This is a genomic window from Streptosporangium sp. NPDC005286, assembly GCF_040607515.1.
Lineage (GTDB): Bacteria > Actinomycetota > Actinomycetes > Streptosporangiales > Streptosporangiaceae > Streptosporangium.
Window position 1 is genome coordinate 1 of sequence record NZ_JBEXGU010000129.1, and the last position, 19338, is coordinate 19338.

Sequence of the window (19338 nt, forward strand, 5' to 3'; positions counted from 1 at the left end):
CGTTCCTCGCGACCCCGCTCTCCTCGGTCCAGTCGCCGGCGCGGTCTCACGGGCCATTGGCGACGCTGCGCGTCGCGCGGGTCAGTCGGTCCAGCGGTTGGCCGCGGCCTTGTAGACCTTGTAGGTGTCGCTGTTGAAGTACGGCGAGGAGATCTTGTCGTACCGGTCGTTCTTGTCGGTGTCCCAGGCGATGCTGTTGACGCCGACCAGGTAGCCGGTCCGGCTGGAGCTCTTGTACTTGTAGAGCCACGGGCCGCCGCTCGCGCCCGCGGTGAAGGCGCACTTGAAGCCGATGTGCTCCTGGACGTTGTACTTCGGCGCGGCCGGCATGGCGCCGGTCTTGCCGTAGCACCACTTCATCGTGCGGCCGGAGAAGGGCTTGTCGCCGTCGGGGTGCAGTCCGGCCGGGTAGCCGAAGGCGAAGACCGTGTTATTGATCTTCTGGTTCCAGGCGAAGCCCTGGCCGCCGACGTTGTCGCCGAGCCGCCCGACCTTCTTGATGATCGGGTGCCACTTGCCGTCCTTGTCCTTCTCCCAGTTCACCTTGAACCCGGAGTGGACGTTGACGAAGGCGTAGTCGTAGTCGTAGTCCTCCTTCACCACGAAGTCGTCGTGCGCGTTGAACCACTTGGCCGCGTAGATGCCGTAGGGGTTCTTGCCGTCCCACGCCTGGTCGCCGTCCCAGTAGGACGGGATGAAGATCCAGTTGTCGTAGAACTGGTTGGTCTTCACGTCGTAGACGCAGTGCGCGGAGGTGGCGACCACGTTGCGGTACTTGCCCTGGACGGAACTGCCGGAGCAGTACTTCCAGCTCTTCGGGTCCGCCGGGTTGGCGCCGGGCAGGGTGAAGAAGACGCGGCCGACGGTGTTGGGCAGGTTGACGTGCTTGCTCTTGGAGGACTTGGCGCCCTCCTCGCCGATCGGCGGGACCGCTCCGCCGGGGCCGTCGGGGCCCGCGGCGCCGGAGGCCTTGCCGCCCTTGATGCTCAGGTCGAGGTCGCCGGTGGCGTCCGTGGCCTTGCGCATGCGCTCGGGCGACCAGAAGGAGGTGGCCTCCGTGGCCGTCTCAGAGGCCGGGGAACTGACCACATCGTTGGGGGCTTGAGCGGCGTTGGCGCCTGTGGTGGCGCCGATCACTCCGGCGATCATGAGAACGCCGGTGAGGGGGATCGTGAGGCGCCGTGCTCGGGAATTCATGAAGCTCCTTTCGCGCTCGGCGTGGAGACGGGACCTCTCCTCGCCGGGAAAACGATCGGAACGTTACTGACTGAATCGAGCACTCGGCGAGGAATTGACGGGAAAAAGCATTGAATGGTTCCAGGCGATGCGATCTCGTTATTTAAATAGCGATTTGTTATGGTTTAACAAATAGGCATTTTCGCAGGTCATCACGGGTATTGGAGGCCTCTGTGGGCATCTGTGGCACCATTGGTAACAGCGATTACCGAAGGTTTCTCGAGTAACTCCGGCACCCTCGGCCTATTAAACCGAATTATGTTCTGGTTGGATGTCGGCATGAGTGGAGATCCCCGTACCCCATGCCTTGTCGGCGTCGCCCAGCACACGGTCCGCATCCAGCCGGGGCCCGAGCCGTTGGATCTGTGGGAACTCGTCGCCCGCGAGGCCGCCGCCGACGCCGGGGCCCCAGGTCTGCTGAACGCCCTCGACTCGATCCAGGTCGTCTACACCGAGTCCTGGCAGTACGACGACCCGACGGCCAGGCTCGCCGAGCGGCTCGGCGCCGCTCCCCGCCACCGGGCCTACTCCAAGGTGAGCGGTACGGCACCGCAACTGCTCCTCGGGGAGGCGGCCTCGATGATCGCCAGGGGTGAGCTGGACGCCGCCTTGGTCGCCGGAGCCGAGGCGCTGGCCACGCGCAGGGCCCTGCGCAGGGCGGGAGAGCGCGTGGCGTGGAGCCATCCGGCGAATCCCAAGCCGCCCTACGGCTGGGAGCGGCCCCCGCACCCGGCCGAGCTGGCCCACGAGCTGTTCCTGCCCGTCCACACCTACGCGATCATGGAAACGGCCCGGCGGGCGGCGGCGGGCGAGTCCATCGAGGAGGAACGGGCGGCACGAGGGCTGATGATGGCCCCGATGACCGAGATCGCCGCGGCCAACCCGCACGCCTGGTACCGGGAGGTCGGAAAGCCCTCGGAACTGGTCACCCCGGCCGTGGACAACCGCATCGTCGGCTGGCCCTACACCAGGCGCACCGTCGCGGTCATGGAGGTGGACCAGGCCGCCGCCGCGATCCTGGTCAGCGCCGGGCTCGCCGACCGGCTCGGCATCCCCCGAGACAGGCGCGTCTACCTGCGAGGATGGTCCTACGCCGAGGACACCTGGGAGGTGGCGGCCCGTCCCGTGCTCGGCTCCTCGCCGGCCATGGCAGCCGCGGCGCGGGCGGCCTTCGCGCGGGCGGGGACCGGTCTCGACGAGATGTCCGCGCTGGACCTCTACAGCTGTTTCGCGATCGCGCTCCGCGCCGCCTGCGCGGCAGGGGGGCTCGACCCGCTCGACCCGCGAGGGCTGACCGTCACGGGTGGCCTGCCGTACGCGGGGGGTCCGGCCAGTGACTACGTCCTGCACTCCACGGCGGCGATGGCCGAGCGCCTGCGGGCCGCGCCGGGCCACGGGCTGGTCACCGGAGTCGGCATGCACCTGACCAAGCACACCTATGCGGTCTGGTCCACCGAGCCCGGCGGCGCCCTGGGCGACGCCGCGCCGGTGTACGTCGCGGAACCGGTGCCGATCGCGGACTCCTACGAGGGACCCGCGACCGTCGCCGGATACACGGTCGCGCACGGCAGGGACGGAGCGGCCGAACGAGGCATCCTGATCGCCGACCTTCCCGGTGGCGGCCGGGCACACGCCCACGTCCGCGGGCCCGATCTGATCGCCGAGGCCGAGTCGCGGGAACTGGTCGGCGCCGAGGTGCGCCTGGTCCCCGAAGGGCCGGTGAACGTCGCGACCTGGTGACGGCCTCCCCGGCGGGTATCGACTCTGATCCGTGCTGGTATCGAGATCGCCCGAATCCGAAGATGGAGTCGTACCATACCTTCTCCGCAGGAGGCGGCCCAGGACGTGGCCGGTGGCCGATACGACACCATCGAGGCGAGGTCCCCGCGGGGACCTCGGCGCTGGATCGGTGCCGCGGTGCTGGCGGCGCTCCTGGTGGTGCCGGTGCTGGTCCTGCTGGCCGGCCGGGAGCCCGGCGCGGTCCCGCCGCTCCCGCCGCCGGTGCCCACCCGGACGGTGGCCGGCGCCAAGGAGGTCTCCAACGTGCTCTACCCCCGGCCCCGTCGCAGGGGCGGCAGGGAGATCCTCAACGTGGTCTTCCCCGACGGCTCGGCGGCGGAGGTCGACTACCCGGCGGAACTGGGCCTGGCCAGGCTGGGGGTCCGGCCCGCGATGACGGGCAGGCTCGACGGGGAGGCCGGCACGTACCGGCAGCTGACCGTGCCACCGGGAGGGCCGGCCGGGGTGGCGATGGGCAGGCCGATGATCCGGAAGCTGGCCGGGCAGGTCACGCTCTGGCACCCGATGAGCCCCGCCGAGGGGGAGGTGCTGCTGTTCGCGTTCAACCCCTGGTTCGTGGCGCTGCGCGATCTCAAGGACGGCATGCCCTTCGAGCAGCGCATGCTCTGGGCGCGCAACCTGCGCGGCAGGGTGACCAGGGGCGGCTACCTCGTGCTCGACGCTCGGGCTCCGGTGCGGCTGGCCGGGGCGGGGGAGACCTTCCGCGGCGAGCAGGTGGGGCCGCAGCTGTGGTTCGGCGGGGCCAGGGAGACGCTGCTCGTGCTGGCGCCGGTGCCCGGCTGCGACGTCGCGGCGATCGAGCTCTCCGTGATCGAGCAGCGGCGCCGCTTCTCCGCCGAGACCTGTCAGGACGGTGTGTACGTGGCGGCCTCGGGAGAGCGGGGGCACGTGGAAAGGACGGTCGCTGAAATAGTCGTCAGGCGGACAGCGTAGGGTGCGGCCATGTTCGCTGTAACCGCCACGCAGATCGATCCCGACAACCCGCTCGCCGGTCTCACCCTTGGTGAGCGCCCGGAACCCCAGGTCCCCGAGGGGTGGGCCACCGTCACGGTGAGAGCGGTCTCGCTCAACCATCACGACCTTTTCACCCTGAAGGGCGTGGGCATCCGCGCGGAGCAGCTCCCGATGGTGCTCGGCACCGACGCGGCGGGGTACGACGAGGACGGCAACGAGGTCATCGTGCACTCGGTGATCGGCAACGGTGCCGACGAGACGCTCGACCCGAAGCGTTCCCTGCTGTCGGAGAAGTACGACGGCACCTTCGCCGAGCGGGTCGTCGTGCCCAGGCGCAACCTCGTGCCCAAGCCCGCCGCGCTCAGCTTCGAGGAGGCCGCCTGTCTGCCGACGGCCTGGTTGACCGCCTACCGCATGCTGTTCGACAAGGCCGGGCTGGAGCCGGGCTCGACGGTGCTGGTCCAGGGCGCGGGCGGTGGCGTGGCCACCGCGCTGATCCTGCTGGGCCGGGCCGGGGGATACCGGATCTGGGCGACCAGCCGCTCTGAGAAGAAGCGGGCGCGGGCCCTGGAGCTGGGCGCCGACCAGGTGTTCGAGGACGGTGCCCGGCTGCCCGAGCGGGTCGACGCGGTGATGGAGACCGTCGGCCAGGCGACCTGGGCGCATTCGCTGAAGGCGCTGCGCCCCGGTGGACGGATCGTGATCTCAGGCGCGACCAGTGGAGTGGTTCCGCCGGCCGAGCTGAACCGCATCTTCTTCCTGCAGCTCTCGGTGATCGGCTCCACCATGGGCACCCGTGACCAGCTGGGCAGGCTCGCCCGCTTCATGGAGCAGACGGGTACCCGCCCGCTGATCGACCGGGTCCTCCCGCTGACCGAGGCCCGCGAGGGCATCGCGGCCATGCACGAGGGCGAGCTCTTCGGGAAGGTCGTCTTCACGCTGCCGGGGTGAACGCGGTCCGCGGCGGAGCGGAGCGCGGCCGGGCACCGATGTGTTCCCGATCACGCACGTAAGTAATGGGTTACTTTTCCGCCTCCCGGGTGATAGAACACGGATGAGCGATGTATCGCCCGGGAGGCCCGGAATGACCGACTCAACCGCGCACCGCGACCCCGACGCGCCGCGCGCCCCCCTCGCCGCGCCCGCCGGCTCCTCCGCGTACGGCGGTCCCGGCACGCGCGGCGGCCCGGTGGTGAGCGCCGTCCCGACTCTCCCCGAGGCGGGGGACGGCGAGCACGCGCGCAGCGATCCCGAACCGTTCGGCCCCGGTGACCTGCTCTGGGACGGGATGGGCGACCAGCGGCTGATGTTCCTGCTCGGCGGCGGTCTCATCATGCAGGTCATGCACCCGGCGATCGGTGCCGCGGTCGGCCGGCAGTCGGTCTACCGGTCCGACCCGTGGGGACGGCTCACCCGCTCGCTCAACTCGCTGCAGACCTGGGTGTACGGAGGGCCGCAGGCCATCGAGGAGGGCAAGCGTCTGCGTGAGATGCACAAGGACATCAGCGGCGTCGACGCGCAGGGCAGGAGCTACCACGCGCTGAGCGCGGGACCGTACGCCTGGGTGCACCTGACCGCCTTCGAGCGCGCCGTCACCATGGCGAGGTACTTCGGCGAGCGGCCGTACACCCCGCAGGAGGAGCGGCGCCTGTACGAGGAGATCATCCGCCTGGGCCGGATCCTGCGGGTCCCCGAGCGGATGTTCCCCGCCACGGTCGACGACTACTGGACCTACTTCCACGACATGGTCGACAACACGCTGGAGAACCATCCGACGGCGCACGACGTGCTGGAGACCACGCTCACCGTGGGGGCACCGCCGCTGCTCCGCGGGCCGCTGCGGGCACTGTGGCGCCCGCTCGGTCTGACCTCGGGCCGGCTCAACCACTTCGTCACGGTCGGCACGCTGCCGGACGCCGTCCGCCGGAAGCTGGAACTGCCGTGGACCGCCAGGGACGAGGTGCGGTTGCGCCGTCTCGGCAGGGCGGTCGCCGTGACGATGCCACGCCTGCCCGAGCGGGCCAGATATCTGCCGATCGCCTATCACGCCAGGCGGGCGGCACGCGCACAGGAGCGGCTCACCCGCGCCATGCGCGTCGCCTGAGGAAAGGCCGCCGCTCCGGGTGCCGCCGGTCCGCGCGCGTCGCGTGGCGGGGGCGCGGACCGGCGCGCGTCGGCGGGGGAGGACGGGTGGTTACCGGAGCGCTTCGCGGATGCGGCGGGCCGCGTCGTACAGGGCGTCCTGCGCGGTGGCCAGGGTCTCCTCGGTGACCTGCGCGTTCGACGCGTCCCTGTGGACCTCCTCGGCGAACTCGGCCAGCATCTGCCCGAGCCGGGCGTCGCCGGCGTGTGACCCCTCGCCGGTGAAGCCGGCGGCCCAGATCCGCTTCCAGTCGTCCTTCCACTCGTGCTTCTGGCGCTGCCATTCCGTCTTCTGCTCGCGCCAGGCCCTGCGCTGGTCGTGCTTGGCCTGCTTCTCCTCGTACCTGGAGCCCTGGCGCACGTCACGTGCCATCTGGGTGAGCTCCTCGCGCAGCGACTTCACGGTGTCGCGCACGTCCTCCTTGACCTCGCGGGCGATGTCGCGGACCGAGTCGGAGATCTCCTGCTCCAGATCGGCGAGCTCGTCGAGGCGGTCGTTGAGCTCGGCGCGGCCCCGGTCGCTGATCGTGAAGACCTTCTTGCCGTTCACGACCTCGTGGGTGACCAGCCCCTCCTCCTCCAGACGGGCCAGGCGCGGGTAGATCGTGCCGGGCGAGGGGGAGTAGACGCCGAGGAAGCGATCCTGGAGCAGCCGGATCACCTCGTAACCGTGGCGGGGGCTCTCCTCCAGCAGCTTCAGGAGATAGAGCCGGAGCCTTCCATGACCGAAAACCGGGCTCATGCTTGGGCTCCCTTCAGCAGGGTGACATCGGCGGAGACGGTGTGCGCCGTCAGGGAGGCCATGCCGCCGCCGATCCGGCCGGTCAGCGACCTCGTGCCGGTCTGGGTGGAGTGATGGAGTTCGGAGAAGGCGGTGTCGAGCCTGCCCGAGGTGGAGCGGATCTTGACATCGGCGTCCACGGCGTGCGGGAGCCTGAGCACGATGTCGCCGGTGACGCTGTTCAGCGTCACATGACCGGTCGGCGGGAGCTCCAGGTCGGCGGTGATCCGGCCGGAGACGGTGGTGACGCTGAGACGCCGGGGGGTGCCCTGCGCCACGGTCAGCTCGCCGGAGACACTCTTGAACGACAGGTCGCCGACCAGGTCGCGGCTCTCCACGTCGCCGGAGACGGTGTCGGCGTTGATCTCCCCGCTCACCCCGTCGAGCACGATGTCGCCCGAGACGCCCCTGACCGAGGTGCGGTCCTCGAATCCGGAGACGACCGCGGAGGCGGAGACCACCCCCACGTTGATCGGGCAGCCCTTGGGCGCGGTCAGCGTCAGCGTCGCCCGGCGTCGCCCCGGGCGCAGCCAGCCCAGCAGGCCGTCCCAGGTCAGGTCCTTGTAGGTGACGGTGAGTGTGCCGTCGTCGTCATGGGTGACGAGCAGCGGTGTGGTGTCCACCTCGGTGACCTCAAGCGTGGCGGGGCCGTCGCCGGCCAGCACCGCCAGCCTGCCCGCCACGATGCGCACGTTCAGCTTTCTCACGGAGTCGAAGGTGAGCTGCTCTGGTTTCTCGATGGTCCACTGCCGCATGTTCGTGACCTCCTTGTGCATGACACGATATGTCGCGTCGGCCGGGAGGTCAAGATATATCGCGTTATTTCAATCGTCCTCGTCGTCCAGCCGGGCCAGCCAGGTGGCCAGCCGTTCCACCGGAGTCTCGAAGTCCGGGTTCAGGTCGACGAACTCGCGCAGCCGCTCGGCCAGCCACCCGATGGTGACCTCCTCCTGGCCACGACGCTCGACGAGCTCCTCGATGCCCCGATCGGTGAAGTACATCGTTCTCCTCGTGGTGACACTTGCCATAACGGGGAAGTCCCCCGCAGAGGTTCCTGCGGGGGACTTCCGTGGTGACGCCTGCACTGCGGACCGCCGGTCGGCGGTCCCTTCCTCTAGACGAAGACCTCGCCCAGCATCTGCTGCAGCTCGGCCTCGTGGGCCGAGTGCGAGCCGGTCGCCGGGGAGGAGTTGGCCTTGCGGGAGACCCGCTTGATCACGCGGCCGCCGAAGACGCCCGGGTTCTCGGCCATCTTGAGCGCCAGGAACGGCCACGGCCCCATGTTGAGCGGCTCGTCCTGCGCCCACACCAGCTCGACGTCGGCGGAGTAACGGCTCAGCTCGACCTCCAGCGGGTTGCCTGGGAACGGGTAGAGCCGCTCAAGACGGACGATCGCCACGTCGTTGCGGCCCTGCTTGTCGCGGGCCGCCGCCAGGTCGTAGTAGAGCTTGCCGGAGACCAGCACGACCTTGCGGACGCCGGTCGGGGTGACGGTGGTGTCGCCGAGCACCGGCTGGAACGACCCCGAGGTGAACTCGCCGACCGACGAGATCGCCGCCTTGTGCCGCAGCAGCGACTTGGGCGTGAACACCACCAGCGGGCGGTGCCGGTTCGACAGCGTCTGCCAGCGCAACAGGTGGAAGTAGTTGGCCGGCACCGTGGGCTGCGCGACGGTCATGTTGTCCTGGGCGCACATCTGCAGGAAGCGCTCGATGCGAGCCGAGGAGTGGTCGGGGCCCTGTCCCTCGTAGCCGTGCGGCAGCAGCAGGGTGACGCCGGAGCGCTGGCCCCACTTCTGCTCGCCCGAGGTGAGGTACTCGTCGATGATCGACTGAGCGCCGTTGACGAAGTCGCCGAACTGCGCCTCCCAGGCGACCAGGGCCTCGGGCCGCTCCACGCTGTAGCCGTACTCGAAGCCGAGCGCGGCGTACTCGCTCAACAGGGAGTCATAGACGTAGAACTTCGTGGTGCCCTGGTTGAACGTCTTGAGCGGGGTGTGCTCCTCGCCCGTGACCCGGTCGACCAGCACGGCGTGCCGCTGGGTGAACGTGCCGCGCCGGGAGTCCTGGCCGACGAGGCGGACCGGGTGACCGTCGATCAGCAGCGATCCGAACGCCAGGGTCTCGCCCATGCCCCAGTCGATGCGCTCCTCGGTGACCATCTGCCCGCGACGCTGCAGCACCGGCAGCAGGCGCGGGTGGACGGTGAAGCCCTCGGGCATGTTGAGCTGGGTCTCCACGATCCGCTTGACGGTCTCCTCGGAGATGGCCGTCTTGACGTCCTCGTGGGACCAGGGGATGTTCTCCATGTCGATCGGGCGGGAGAACTCGTCCGTCGACGCGTTGGCCGCCGCGCGGGTCTCGGCGAAGGCGTTCTCCAGCTTGGCCTGGTAGTCGCGGAGCGCGCCCTCGGCCTCCTCGACCGTGATGTCGCCCCGGCCGATCAGCGCCTCGGTGTAGAGCTTGCGGGTGGAGCGCTTGGCGTCGATCAGGTCGTACATCAGCGGCTGGGTGAAGCCCGGGTTGTCCATCTCGTTGTGGCCGCGACGCCGGTAGCAGATCAGGTCGATCACGACGTCCTTGCGGAACGCCTGGCGGTACTCGAAGGCCAGGCGGCCGACCCGGACCACGGCCTCGGGGTCGTCGCCGTTGACGTGGAAGATCGGGGCCTGGATCATCCGGGCCACGTCGGTGGCGTACACGCTGGAACGCGAGCTGGCCGGGCTGGTGGTGAAGCCGACCTGGTTGTTGACCACGATGTGCACGGTGCCGCCGGTGCGGTAGCCGCGCAGCTGCGACAGGTTGAGGGTCTCGGCCACCACGCCCTGGCCCGCGAAGGCCGCGTCGCCGTGGACGAGCACGGGCAGGACGGTGAAGCCCTCCTCGCCGCGCTCCAGGAGGTCCTGCTTGGCGCGGACCACGCCCTCCAGGACCGGGTCGACCGTCTCCAGGTGGGAGGGGTTGGCCACGACCGAGGTCCTGAGCTTGGAACCGTCGGGCGAGACGAAGTCGCCGCTGGCACCCAGGTGGTACTTCACGTCACCGGAGCCGTGGGCGCTGCGCGGGTCGATGTTGCCCTCGAACTCGCCGAAGATCTGCCCGTACGACTTGCCGACGATGTTGGCCAGCACGTTGAGGCGACCGCGGTGGGCCATGCCGACCACGGCCTCGTCGAGCCGCTCCTCGGCCGCGGCGCTCAGCACCGAGTCGAGCAGCGGGATCAGCGACTCGCCGCCCTCCAGCGAGAAGCGCTTCTGCCCCACGAACTTCGTCTGCAGGAACGTCTCGAACGCCTCGGCGGTGTTCAGCCGCTCCAGGACACGCAGCTGCTCGGTGCGGTCGGGCTTGGCGTGCGGCCGCTCGACGCGCGCCTGGATCCAGGCGCGCTCCTCAGGGTTCTGCATGTGCATGTACTCCACGCCGATGGTCCGGCAGTAGGAGTCACGCAGCACGCCGAGAATGTCGCGCAGCTTCATCAGGGGCCGGCCGCCGAAGCCGCCGGTGGCGAACTCGCGCTCCAGGTCCCAGAGGGTCAGACCGTGCGACTTGATGTCGAGGTCGGGGTGCTTGCGCTGCTTGTACTCCAGCGGGTCGGTGTCCGCCATCAGGTGGCCGCGGACCCGGAAGGCGTGGATCAGCTCTATGACACGCGCGGACTTCGCCACGTCGTCGTCGTGCGTGGTGGAGATGTCCTGGACCCAGCGGATCGGCTCGTACGGGATCCGGAGGGCCTCGAAGATCTCGTCGTAGAAGCCGTCCTCGCCCAGCAGCAGCCGGTGGACCTGGCGCAGGAAGTCGCCGGACTGGGCGCCCTGGATGATCCGGTGGTCGTAGGTGCTGGTGATCGTCATGACCTTGCTCACCGCGAGGCGGGAGAGCGTGTCAGGGGAGGCGCCCTGGTACTCCGCGGGGTACTCCATCGCGCCGACGCCGATGATCGTGCCCTGCCCCGGCATCAGGCGCGGCACCGAGTGCACGGTGCCGATGGTGCCCGGGTTGGTCAGCGAGATCGTGGTGCCGGCGAAGTCGTCGACTCCCAGCTTGCCCGCCCTGGCCTTGCGCACCACGTCCTCGTAGGCGACCCAGAACTGGCGGAAGTCCATCTGCTCGGTCGCCTTGATCGACGGGACCAGGAGCTGACGGGTGCCGTCGCTCTTGGCGACGTCGATGGCCAGGCCCAGGTTGACGTGCTCGGGCTTGACCAGCGCCGGCTTGCCGTCGACCTCGGCGTAGGAGTGGTTCATCTCCGGCAGGACCTTGAGGGCCTTGATCACCGCGTAGCCGATGAGATGCGTGAACGACACCTTGCCGCCGCGACCGCGCGACAGGTGGTTGTTGATCACGATCCGGTTGTCGATCAGCAGCTTCGCCGGGACCGCGCGCACGCTGGTCGCCGTCGGGACCACAAGGCTGGCCTCCATGTTGGCGGCAGTCCTCGCGGCCGCGCCGCGTAGTCGAACTTCCTCGGCACCGGCGGGCAACTGCGTCTCCTGCTTGGATCGGTCCGCCGGGGCGGCCTTGGCCGCCGCCGGCGCTGGGGTCGTCGTCACGGGGGCCGGGGCGGCCGGAGCCGCGGCGGCCCGGACTGGGGCAGCCGGGGTCGAGGAAGCGGTGGGTGTCGGAGGAGTGGACGCGGCGGTCGCCGCACCCGGGGGAGCGACTCTGCCGGCCCCTGCATCAGGGCTGTAGTCGGCAAAGAAGCTCCACCAGGCCCGGTCGACCGACTCGGGGTCCTGGAGGTATTTCTGGTACAGCTCGTCGACCAGCCACTCGTTCTGGCCAAAGGCTGCCAGCGGGTTTGTCCGCGACGACTCAGACGACACGGCGGAAATCGCCCTCTTCCGCAGATCGGCGTTGATGATAGAGAACCTGTCCAAGGCTACTCGCCTCGGCCCGGACCTGCGCCACTCTGGCCACAGCTTCCTTGTCGATCCTCTCAGAACTGTTTAAAACGGTCACCTCCTGGGTAACCGTTTTGCCCGCTGAGTCCCTGGTCAGCCGGACCCGGCGGGCTTCGTCAATCCAATCCGACCAGTCGGAACTCTGTCTGTATCTCCGGGGTAACATCTTCGAGCAGGCCGGCCAGTTCGTCTCCGGCGGCCCGCAACTCCTCGATGGACAGGGGTGCGAGTCGCTCCAGCAGGAACAGCGCGTCCGTCGTCTCCTCGGTGATCCGGGTGCGGACGCACTGCCGCCAGTTCCACCGGCGGCAGGTGACCCCCCTGTCGTCACGCCAGACGACCTCGCCGATCTCCGGGTGGTCGATCGCCGGCTCGCCTCTCTCGACGACCTCGAACGGCTCGTCGCCGGCCGCGCGCACCAGCCTTGCCGTCCCCTCGTAGCGGGTCAGGTCCTCTCCGCCGATCGGCAGGCCGTGCCTGATGCTGATCGCGTTGTAGGCGTCGACCACCCGGTTGATCTCCGGCGGCGGCATCCGTCTGACCAGGGCGTCCACCGAGGGCCGGGTCCGCTGGGGCTTGGCGCCGAATGCCCGGTATGTTTCCCGCCACGCCTCGACCCTCGCGTCGTCGACCGCCACCGCCTTCTCGGCCGCCTCCGCCAGCCAGGTCCGCGACCTGTCGTCCGTCGGCCCGTTGCGCAGCCCGTACACCCCTATCACCAGCACCGCGAAGTCCGGCCTGAGCGCGCTGACGGCGGGGTCCACCCAGATGTCCTCGATCACGGCCCCAGTTTAGGCGGCGTGCGCGGCGCGGCGAGGAAGGACGGGGTGGCCGTCCAGTGGACGGCCACCCCGCGCCGATCATCCGCAGAGGGTGCCGTTGAGGAGCAGGCGTTCCGGCTTGGGGTTGGGGCCCGGGGCGTCGGCGCCGATGAAGCCGAAGGTGACCGAGTCGCCGGGTCTGATGGTCTTGTTCCAGCTGAGGTTCCTGGCGGTCACGGTCGCGCCGTCCTGGGAGATGTCGGCGCTCCAGTGCCGCCGGACGCTCTGGCCGCCGAGGAAGGACCACTTCAGGGTCCAGCCGTCGATGGCCTTCTTGCCGGTGTTGGTGACGGTGACCTGGGTGTTGAACCCCTCGGGCCACTGGCCGTGGTTGGTGTAGGTCACCTTGCACACCCCGGCGGCGGCGGGGGTGTCCAGGTAGGAGGCGATCCAGGCGAGCGGGGAGTTCCAGTTGATGGTCAGCTCGTTGGTGGACCACGACTCGATGTCGTCGATGTAGCAGAACTGGGGCGCGCAACCCCTGAGCTTGGCCTGGGCCACCGGGTCCTGGATGCTGGAGTTCGGGCCGCCCGCCAGGGTGCCGCGCGGCGGGTTGGGCAGGGACGGGTCGAGCTGGTGGGCGTACCAGCGGCTGTGCTGGTTCTTGGCGGCGACCTCGCCGTAGCCGGTCACGTACGACTGGTTGAGGGCGTTGCGCCCGAAGAGGTAGTCCAGCCCCTCCAGCACCCCGTCGCGATACTTCGCCTCGCCGCTGAGGTCGTGGGCGACGGCCATCACGACCATGTTGTTGAGCACCAGGTTGTTGGAGCCCCAGTCGTAGGTCGACGGGTTGTACGGGACGCCGTAGGGGTGGGCCTTCTGGACGGCGAGATACCTGTCGGCGCCCTCCAGTACCGATTGGCGCACCCGTGCCCGGTCGGGGAGCGCGTTGGGCACCGCGGCCAGCTGCAGGCGGCCGAGCTGGGCGGTGTTGCCCCAGTCGAAGCCGCGCTCGCGCCAGATGTCGCCGGTGTGGTGCGGCGAGGCGAGCACGTAGTCCTTGAACTCCTTCTCGGCGGTGGTGAGATAGAGCTCGGCGGCGGCCCAGTAGAACTCGTCGGTCACGTTGTTGTCGTCGTAGGTGCCGCCGCCCACCCCGTCGGAGGGGTCGGCGTACCGTGCGGGGTCGGCCTTGGCCGCGGCCCAGGCCTTCCTGGCGGCGGCGAGGTTGCGCGCGGCGAACGCGGCGTCGTACGGGGCGAAGAGCCGGGCCGCCTGGGCCGCGGTGGCGGCCAGGTTGAGGGTGGCGGCGGTGGAGACCGGGTGCAGCTCGCGCCGCTGCGCGTCGAGGTGGGGCAGGAGCGGCAGGCCCGTCCACGCGGCGTCGTGGATCTTGTGGTGGACCATCCCCGCGTGTGGCCGGCCGTCCGGGACCTGCATGCTGAGCAGGAACTCCTGCTCCCAGCGGGCCTCGTCGAGGATGTCGGGGACCCCGTTGCCGCTCTCGGGGATGTTGAGATCACCGTCGGAGTGGATGCCGTCGGCCTTGGCGCGCTCGAAGGCGGACATCAGCTGGTGGACGGAGATACCGCCGTTGACGACGTACTTGCCGTGGTCGCCCGCGTCGTACCAGCCCCCCTTGACGTTCAGCGTGTAGTCACAGACGCCCGGCTGGCAGGGCACCTCGACGTCCCCCTGGTTGGGGGCCACGCCCGCGTGCCCGGCGGGCCTGCCGTAGCCGGGGCGGAGGGTGTCGAGGATCGGGATGCCGCTGCGCTGGGTGTAGTAGAACTTCAGCGCGTCACCCCTGAGCTCGTCGTAGACGTCGGCGCCGATGTCGAACGGGCGGCTGGTCTCGCCGTCGGCCTCCAGCGTGTAGCCGGTGCCGGGGGCGATGCCGGTGCCGGGGGCCGAGCCGAAGTCGATCGAGTGCGTGTTCTGGCCGGAGCTTCCGTCGACGCCGCGCGGGACGGTGTCGCCCTGGGCGACGACCTGCCCGCCGCGCCGGAGCTTCCAGCCCACCGGCTCCGTCTCCTCGGTGACGAGCGTGGCCCTCTTCGGCCCGGCGGGCAGGTAGCCGACCATGTTCACCCGGACGCGGGGTCCGGTGTCCGGCCGGTAGACGTCGGGTTCGGCTCCGCCTTTCAGGGAGACGTCGTCCACGCAGAACCTCCACGGGGTGGCGCTGCCCCCGAGTTGGAACGCCACCTGCGCGCCTGGCAGGTCCACCGGTGAGGTGAAGGTGTAGCGGTAGTCGTTGCCCGACACGCTCAGCTCGGGGTTGGCCGACAGGTACTGGGTGTAGGGGTCGACCGGGAGCTGGACGAGGGCCCTGGCGACGCGGCCGGGCGTCGCGACGCCGAAGAAGGAGAACTCGTACGTCTCGTCCTTGACCAGGGGGATGTCGTTCTGGCCGACGATGACGTCCCACGGGTTGGCGGTGCCACCGGGGATGTCCGCGCAGAGCCGTCCGTCCTCGATCTCCAGCGCGGTGTTGCCGGTGCTCCACCAGGGGGCGGTGCCGGTGTCGAAGGTGCCGTTGACGATCTGTTCGGGGCCGTTCGCGGCGGCGGGCAGTGGGGTCAGGGTCACCAGGGCGGCGGCCGTGGCGAGAGCGAGCCAGGCAGGTGGTCTGATCACGGGGGGTCCTTTACGCGGGGGATGCGCCTCGCGGTGGGAGCGTCGGGCGGGAGCGTCTCTGTGGGAGCGTCTTTGTGGGAGCGCTCCCACTGCGAGGATGTGCCGATGTTTCCAGCGCGTTTCGCCCGCAGTCAATCGCCCCCCTCCGGGGCCGCCCGCTGACCGGGTGAATGACCGATTTGCCCGATGAAACTTTCAGAGCCTCCGGGGGCCGCGTCAGGGAGCGGTCCAGTCGACCTCCGGTCCCCGGGGCACGATCCCGCTCGGGTTGACGTTCGTCTGTGTCACGAAGTAATGCCGTTTGATCTGGTCGAAGTCGGTCGTGTCGCGGAACGCGGGAATGGCGTACAGCTCGCGGGCGTAGGCCCACAGAGCCGGGTAGTCGACGAGCCGTCGCACCGAGCATTTGAAGTGCGAGTTGTAGACCGCGTCGAACCTGGCGAGCGTGGGGTAGAGCCGCACGTCGCTCTCGGTGAGCGCGTCGCCGTGCAGGCGGCGCCGGCCGGTCAGGCGCTCCTCCAGCAGGTCGAGCGTGGCGAACACGCCGGTGACCGCCTCGTCGTACGCCTCCTGGGAGCGGGCGAACCCGGCCCGGTAGACGCCGTTGTTGAGGCCGTGGAAGATCACTTCGTTCAGCGCGTCGATCTCCTCGCGCAGTTCCTCGGGGTAGAGGTCGGGTGCGCCCTCGGCGTGCCACGGCGCGAAGGCCGTCTCCAGGGTGAGGGTGATCTGCGGGTAGTCGTTGGTGACCAGGCGCCCGGCGGCGATGTCCCAGACGCAGGGCACCGTGTAGCGGCCCTGGTAGCCGGGATCGGTCGCCAGGTAGAGCTCGGAGAGGTACTCCACTCCCGTCACCGGATCACCTCCGGGTATCCGCCAGCCCTTCTCGTCCCTGATCGGATCGACGATCGTCACCCCGACCACCTCCCGCAGGCCCAGCAGCTCGCGGACGATGAGCGAGCGGTGCGCCCACGGGCAGGCGTAGGAGGCGTAGATCTGGTAGCGGCCGGGCTCCGGCGGATGCTCGCCGCCCGCCTCGATCCGTGTCGTGAACCGGTTCTGCTGCCTGACGAAGCGGCCGTCGCCGGAGATCTCCTTTTCCAGCTTCATGGTATGACGGTACGGGATCCCGAACCGAATATGATTCGGTTGAGGAGGTCGGTGGGGCTCGGCCCTCTGGAGAGTTTCATGCAAAACAAGTAGGAAATATTGACTTAGTCCGGAGTGGTGCGTAGCTTGTCCGGTATGAGCTGCTATCTGACCCGTTTCGACCAGAAAGCGCCGGTGGCCTCATGAGCATCGTGACCGTGGTGGGAAACCCGCGACCCGGGTCGCGCACTCACGGAGTGGCCATCTCGGCGGCGGAGGCGGTGGCCCGGCGGATCGGGGATCAGGAGGCTTCCGAGGTCGTCGATCTGGCGGTCCTGGCTCCGCTGCTGTTCGCCCCGGAGACGGCGCCGGAGGTGAAGGCCGCGCTGGAGCTCCTCGCGGGTGCCGATGTGCTGGTGGTGGCGAGCCCGACCTACAAGGCCACCTACACCGGCCTGCTCAAGGCGTTCCTCGACCGGCTGCCGAGTGGCGCCCTCGCCTCGGCCGTCGCGCTCCCGCTGCTGGTGATGGGGGACGCCAGGCACTCCCTGGCGGTGGAGGTCCACTTCCGGCCGCTGCTGGTGGAGCTGGGTGCCGTCGTTCCCACGCCGGGCCTCGCGCTGCTGGAGTCGCAGCTCGCCGACCTCGACGCGGTCCTCGGCCCCTGGGCCGACCGGGTCGGCCCGCAGGTGGCGGCGGCGCTCGGGCAGCGGACTCCCGCGTGACGCCGGGAAGAGATGGCGACATTAATGGGTTCTGAGAAGTGTCTTTTGTTCCTCGAAGGGGGAAAAGTGACCAAGTGGAGCATCTTGGCGGTACCCCACCCGTCCCTGGGAGAGGTGTCATGACCGAGACCCTGTCCGGCCGAGCGGTCGACGCGGAGCGGTTCCGGCAGGCGCTGGCCGTTCACGCGGCCGGGGTCGTCGTCGTCACGGCGCAGTTCGAGGGCGTACCGGTCGGTCTCACGGCCACCTCATTCGCATCCGTCAGCCTTGCGCCCCCGCTGGTCTCCTTCTACGTGGACCAGTCGTCGAGCACCTGGCCCTGGCTCCGGCAGGCCGATCACTTCGCGGTGAACGTCCTGGCCAGCGATCAGGCCGAGCTGGCCGCACGCTTCGCGAGGAAGGGCGTCGACCGCTTCGCCGCACCCACCTCCTGGGCCCCGGGGCACCTGGGCGTCCCGCTGCTGGACGGTGTCTCGGCTCACCTGGTCTGTGCCCCCCACTCCACCGTCGACATCGGTGATCACATCCTGGTCGTCGGACTCGTCACCGAGACGAGCCTCGAACCCGGAGGTCGCCCGCTCCTGTACCACCAGGGCCGTTTCGGGCGTTTCACCCCTCACTCCTGATTGTTGAGTGGAATTTCCGTTTGGTCGGGCAAGGGGGTGTCCCGTGATGGAGCGTTCCCTTCCGTGGGCTCCGACCTTCGGTGCCCTGATGAATTCCATGGCCGATTTCCGGATGGGTGAACGCGACGCGGAGGCGCGGGTGCACGGCGGGTGATCGGTGCGCGGGCCCGAGCGGAGAATCCGCTTATTTCGGCGAAAGTGTTAAATACCGGATATCTCTAATCGGCGGCTTCGCGTGCCCCGGTCGCCGTACGGCCGGCCTGCCGCGGGGCTCGCCCGCGCGATGCCTGGCAGTGCTTCCTCTGGGCTTCCTCTGGGCTTCCTCGGGGCTTTCTCAGGCGAGGCGGACGGTGCCCCGGCCGGTGGTCAGGGGGAGATCCAGGGCGGTACGGATGCCCGGTGGGGCGGCGCAGAGGGCGGCCACGGAGTTCACGGCATGGGCGGCGGCGCCGGCCAGCCCGTGGGAGATCTCGCTGACGGTGAGCATCAGCTGGGGCATGCCCTCGATGTGGACGCTGAAGCCGGGGTCGGCCCAGCGTGCCACCCGGGTGGCGTCGGCCTTGTAGACACATTCCACGGTCATCAGGGGACGGCCGCGGACAAGCCCGCTGAACATCCAGCGGGAGGCGCACACGGTGCCCGCCCTGACCAGTCCCGCGGCGATCTCGAACTCCTCTGAGGCGAGCTCGAACTCGTCGCTCTCCTCGACCTCGTCGAGGGTCACGCCGAGGTTGTCGGCGACGAACTGGACGCTCTCGGCGAACAGCGAGCGCTGGAAGGCGCGGAAGGGACGCACCCCGGCGGTGTAGTCCTTGGCCGAGCGGGTGAAGCCGAACAGGTCCACCACGATCTGCCGGGAGGGGTGACCCCGGAAGTCGGACGACTCCCGGACGTAGATGTGGTCGACCCTGCTGGACAGGCCGGTCAGCGTGAGCGGCAGCATGTCGCTCATGAAACCGGGGTTGACGCCGGTGCCGTGCAGGGACGTCCCTCCCGCCCGGCAGGCGGCCTCCAGGCGGTCCACCACCGCCGGGCCGTAGCACTTGGGGTAGACGAACCCGGTGGTGGTGATGACGTTCTTGCCGCTGGCGAGCAGCGCGCAGATGGTCTCCACGTCGTTCGGATGACCCCCGCCGAAGTAGAAGGTCGGCAGCGGCATGTGCAGCACGCAGTCGGCCTCCAGGGCGAGGATCTCCTCGACGTCGTCGGTGCAGACGACGCCGGCCTCGGGGAGTCCCACGAGGATTCCCGCGTCCCGTCCCACCTTGTCCGGGTCGTAGACCAGCACCCCGACCAGTTCGAACTCCGGCCGGGTGATGACGCTGCGCAGGGAGTATCTGCCGACTGCGCCGGTGGCCCATTGGACCACGCGCAGGGGCGGCGATAAGGACATATGGGGCCTCCAGCCCGAATTGTTGGGCGGGGCCCTGTTGGGAAAATGAGGGGTGTCATCATTGACCCTCGCCCGTATGGGGCAGAAACTTTAGCAGAAATTAACACGCTCGCTTACTATGCGCAATGATCTCCTATTTTTTGGTTACCGCTCTGGGGGATTTTGGTGCCTTTATCCGGAAGGTGTTCGGTCGCTTCCGGGGGCGTCGCCGGTCGCGCCGGGGGGCCGGGGCGTCCGCGATGGCACCGCCGAGGCCAAGCAAGCTATTGTTCAAGAGACTAGAATTATGTT

At 69.3% G+C, this 19338-nt stretch carries 15 protein-coding genes; 6 read left to right on the forward strand and 9 right to left on the reverse strand.

The annotated features are described in order from the left end of the window. Positions 1–81 precede the first annotated feature (81 nt). Positions 82–1197: a serine protease gene (locus ABZU75_RS33740; protein WP_355563197.1), complete on the reverse strand. Its 1116-nt coding sequence runs from the start codon at positions 1195–1197 to the stop codon at positions 82–84. A gap of 318 nt (positions 1198–1515) precedes the next feature. Between ABZU75_RS33740 and ABZU75_RS33745 the strand changes: the two genes are divergently transcribed. The 4 genes from ABZU75_RS33745 to ABZU75_RS33760 all read left to right on the forward strand — a co-directional run bounded on the left by ABZU75_RS33745 (position 1516) and on the right by ABZU75_RS33760 (position 6094). Beyond that, the gene (locus tag ABZU75_RS33745) at positions 1516–2976 is read left to right on the forward strand and encodes an acetyl-CoA synthetase (protein ID WP_355563200.1); all 1461 of its coding nucleotides are present in this window, start codon (positions 1516–1518) and stop codon (positions 2974–2976) included. Positions 2977–3081: 105 nt separating this feature from the next. After that, a complete protein-coding gene (locus tag ABZU75_RS33750) occupies positions 3082–3969 on the forward strand; it encodes a hypothetical protein (RefSeq protein ID WP_355563202.1) in 888 nt (295 codons plus the stop codon). 9 nt (positions 3970–3978) lie between these two features. Next, on the forward strand, positions 3979–4941 hold the full coding sequence (locus ABZU75_RS33755) for a zinc-binding dehydrogenase (protein WP_355563205.1): 963 nt from the start codon (positions 3979–3981) through the stop codon (positions 4939–4941). A gap of 133 nt (positions 4942–5074) precedes the next feature. Then, the gene (locus tag ABZU75_RS33760) at positions 5075–6094 is read left to right on the forward strand and encodes an oxygenase MpaB family protein (protein WP_355563208.1); all 1020 of its coding nucleotides are present in this window, start codon (positions 5075–5077) and stop codon (positions 6092–6094) included. A 90-nt stretch (positions 6095–6184) separates the two neighbouring features. Here the strand turns inward: ABZU75_RS33760 and ABZU75_RS33765 are convergent, their stop codons facing one another. The 7 genes from ABZU75_RS33765 to ABZU75_RS33795 form a co-directional block, all read right to left on the reverse strand. Continuing rightward, a complete protein-coding gene (locus ABZU75_RS33765; RefSeq protein ID WP_350914319.1) occupies positions 6185–6874 on the reverse strand; it encodes a PadR family transcriptional regulator in 690 nt (229 codons plus the stop codon). Then, entirely contained in the window at positions 6871–7668 is a 798-nt protein-coding gene (locus ABZU75_RS33770) for a DUF4097 family beta strand repeat-containing protein (protein ID WP_355563213.1), read from the reverse strand. Before ABZU75_RS33770 ends, ABZU75_RS33765 begins: the two co-directional genes overlap by 4 nt. Before the next feature lie 69 nt (positions 7669–7737). Then, entirely contained in the window at positions 7738–7914 is a 177-nt protein-coding gene (locus ABZU75_RS33775) for a DUF6104 family protein (protein WP_169750152.1), read from the reverse strand. A gap of 113 nt (positions 7915–8027) precedes the next feature. After that, complete coding sequence (locus tag ABZU75_RS33780; RefSeq protein ID WP_355563216.1) at positions 8028–11735, reverse strand: multifunctional oxoglutarate decarboxylase/oxoglutarate dehydrogenase thiamine pyrophosphate-binding subunit/dihydrolipoyllysine-residue succinyltransferase subunit; 3708 nt, start codon at positions 11733–11735, stop codon at positions 8028–8030. A gap of 194 nt (positions 11736–11929) precedes the next feature. Beyond that, a complete protein-coding gene (locus ABZU75_RS33785; protein WP_355563219.1) occupies positions 11930–12595 on the reverse strand; it encodes a phenylalanine--tRNA ligase beta subunit-related protein in 666 nt (221 codons plus the stop codon). A gap of 78 nt (positions 12596–12673) precedes the next feature. Next, positions 12674–15214: a glycoside hydrolase family 9 protein gene (locus ABZU75_RS33790; protein WP_355563222.1), complete on the reverse strand. Its 2541-nt coding sequence runs from the start codon at positions 15212–15214 to the stop codon at positions 12674–12676. 216 nt (positions 15215–15430) lie between these two features. Then, positions 15431–16324, reverse strand: a complete 894-nt coding sequence (locus ABZU75_RS33795) for a glutathione S-transferase C-terminal domain-containing protein (RefSeq protein ID WP_355563225.1) — start codon at positions 16322–16324, stop codon at positions 15431–15433. 182 nt (positions 16325–16506) lie between these two features. On the opposite strand from ABZU75_RS33795, the gene ABZU75_RS33800 reads away from it, so the two are divergent. Continuing rightward, entirely contained in the window at positions 16507–17028 is a 522-nt protein-coding gene (locus ABZU75_RS33800) for an NADPH-dependent FMN reductase (protein ID WP_355563228.1), read from the forward strand. Between the two features lie 119 nt (positions 17029–17147). Then, the gene (locus ABZU75_RS33805; RefSeq protein WP_355563231.1) at positions 17148–17654 is read left to right on the forward strand and encodes a flavin reductase family protein; all 507 of its coding nucleotides are present in this window, start codon (positions 17148–17150) and stop codon (positions 17652–17654) included. Positions 17655–17988: 334 nt separating this feature from the next. On the opposite strand, the gene ABZU75_RS33810 is transcribed toward ABZU75_RS33805, so the two are convergent. Continuing rightward, positions 17989–19047: a dihydrodipicolinate reductase gene (locus ABZU75_RS33810; protein WP_355563234.1), complete on the reverse strand. Its 1059-nt coding sequence runs from the start codon at positions 19045–19047 to the stop codon at positions 17989–17991. Positions 19048–19338 lie beyond the last annotated feature (291 nt).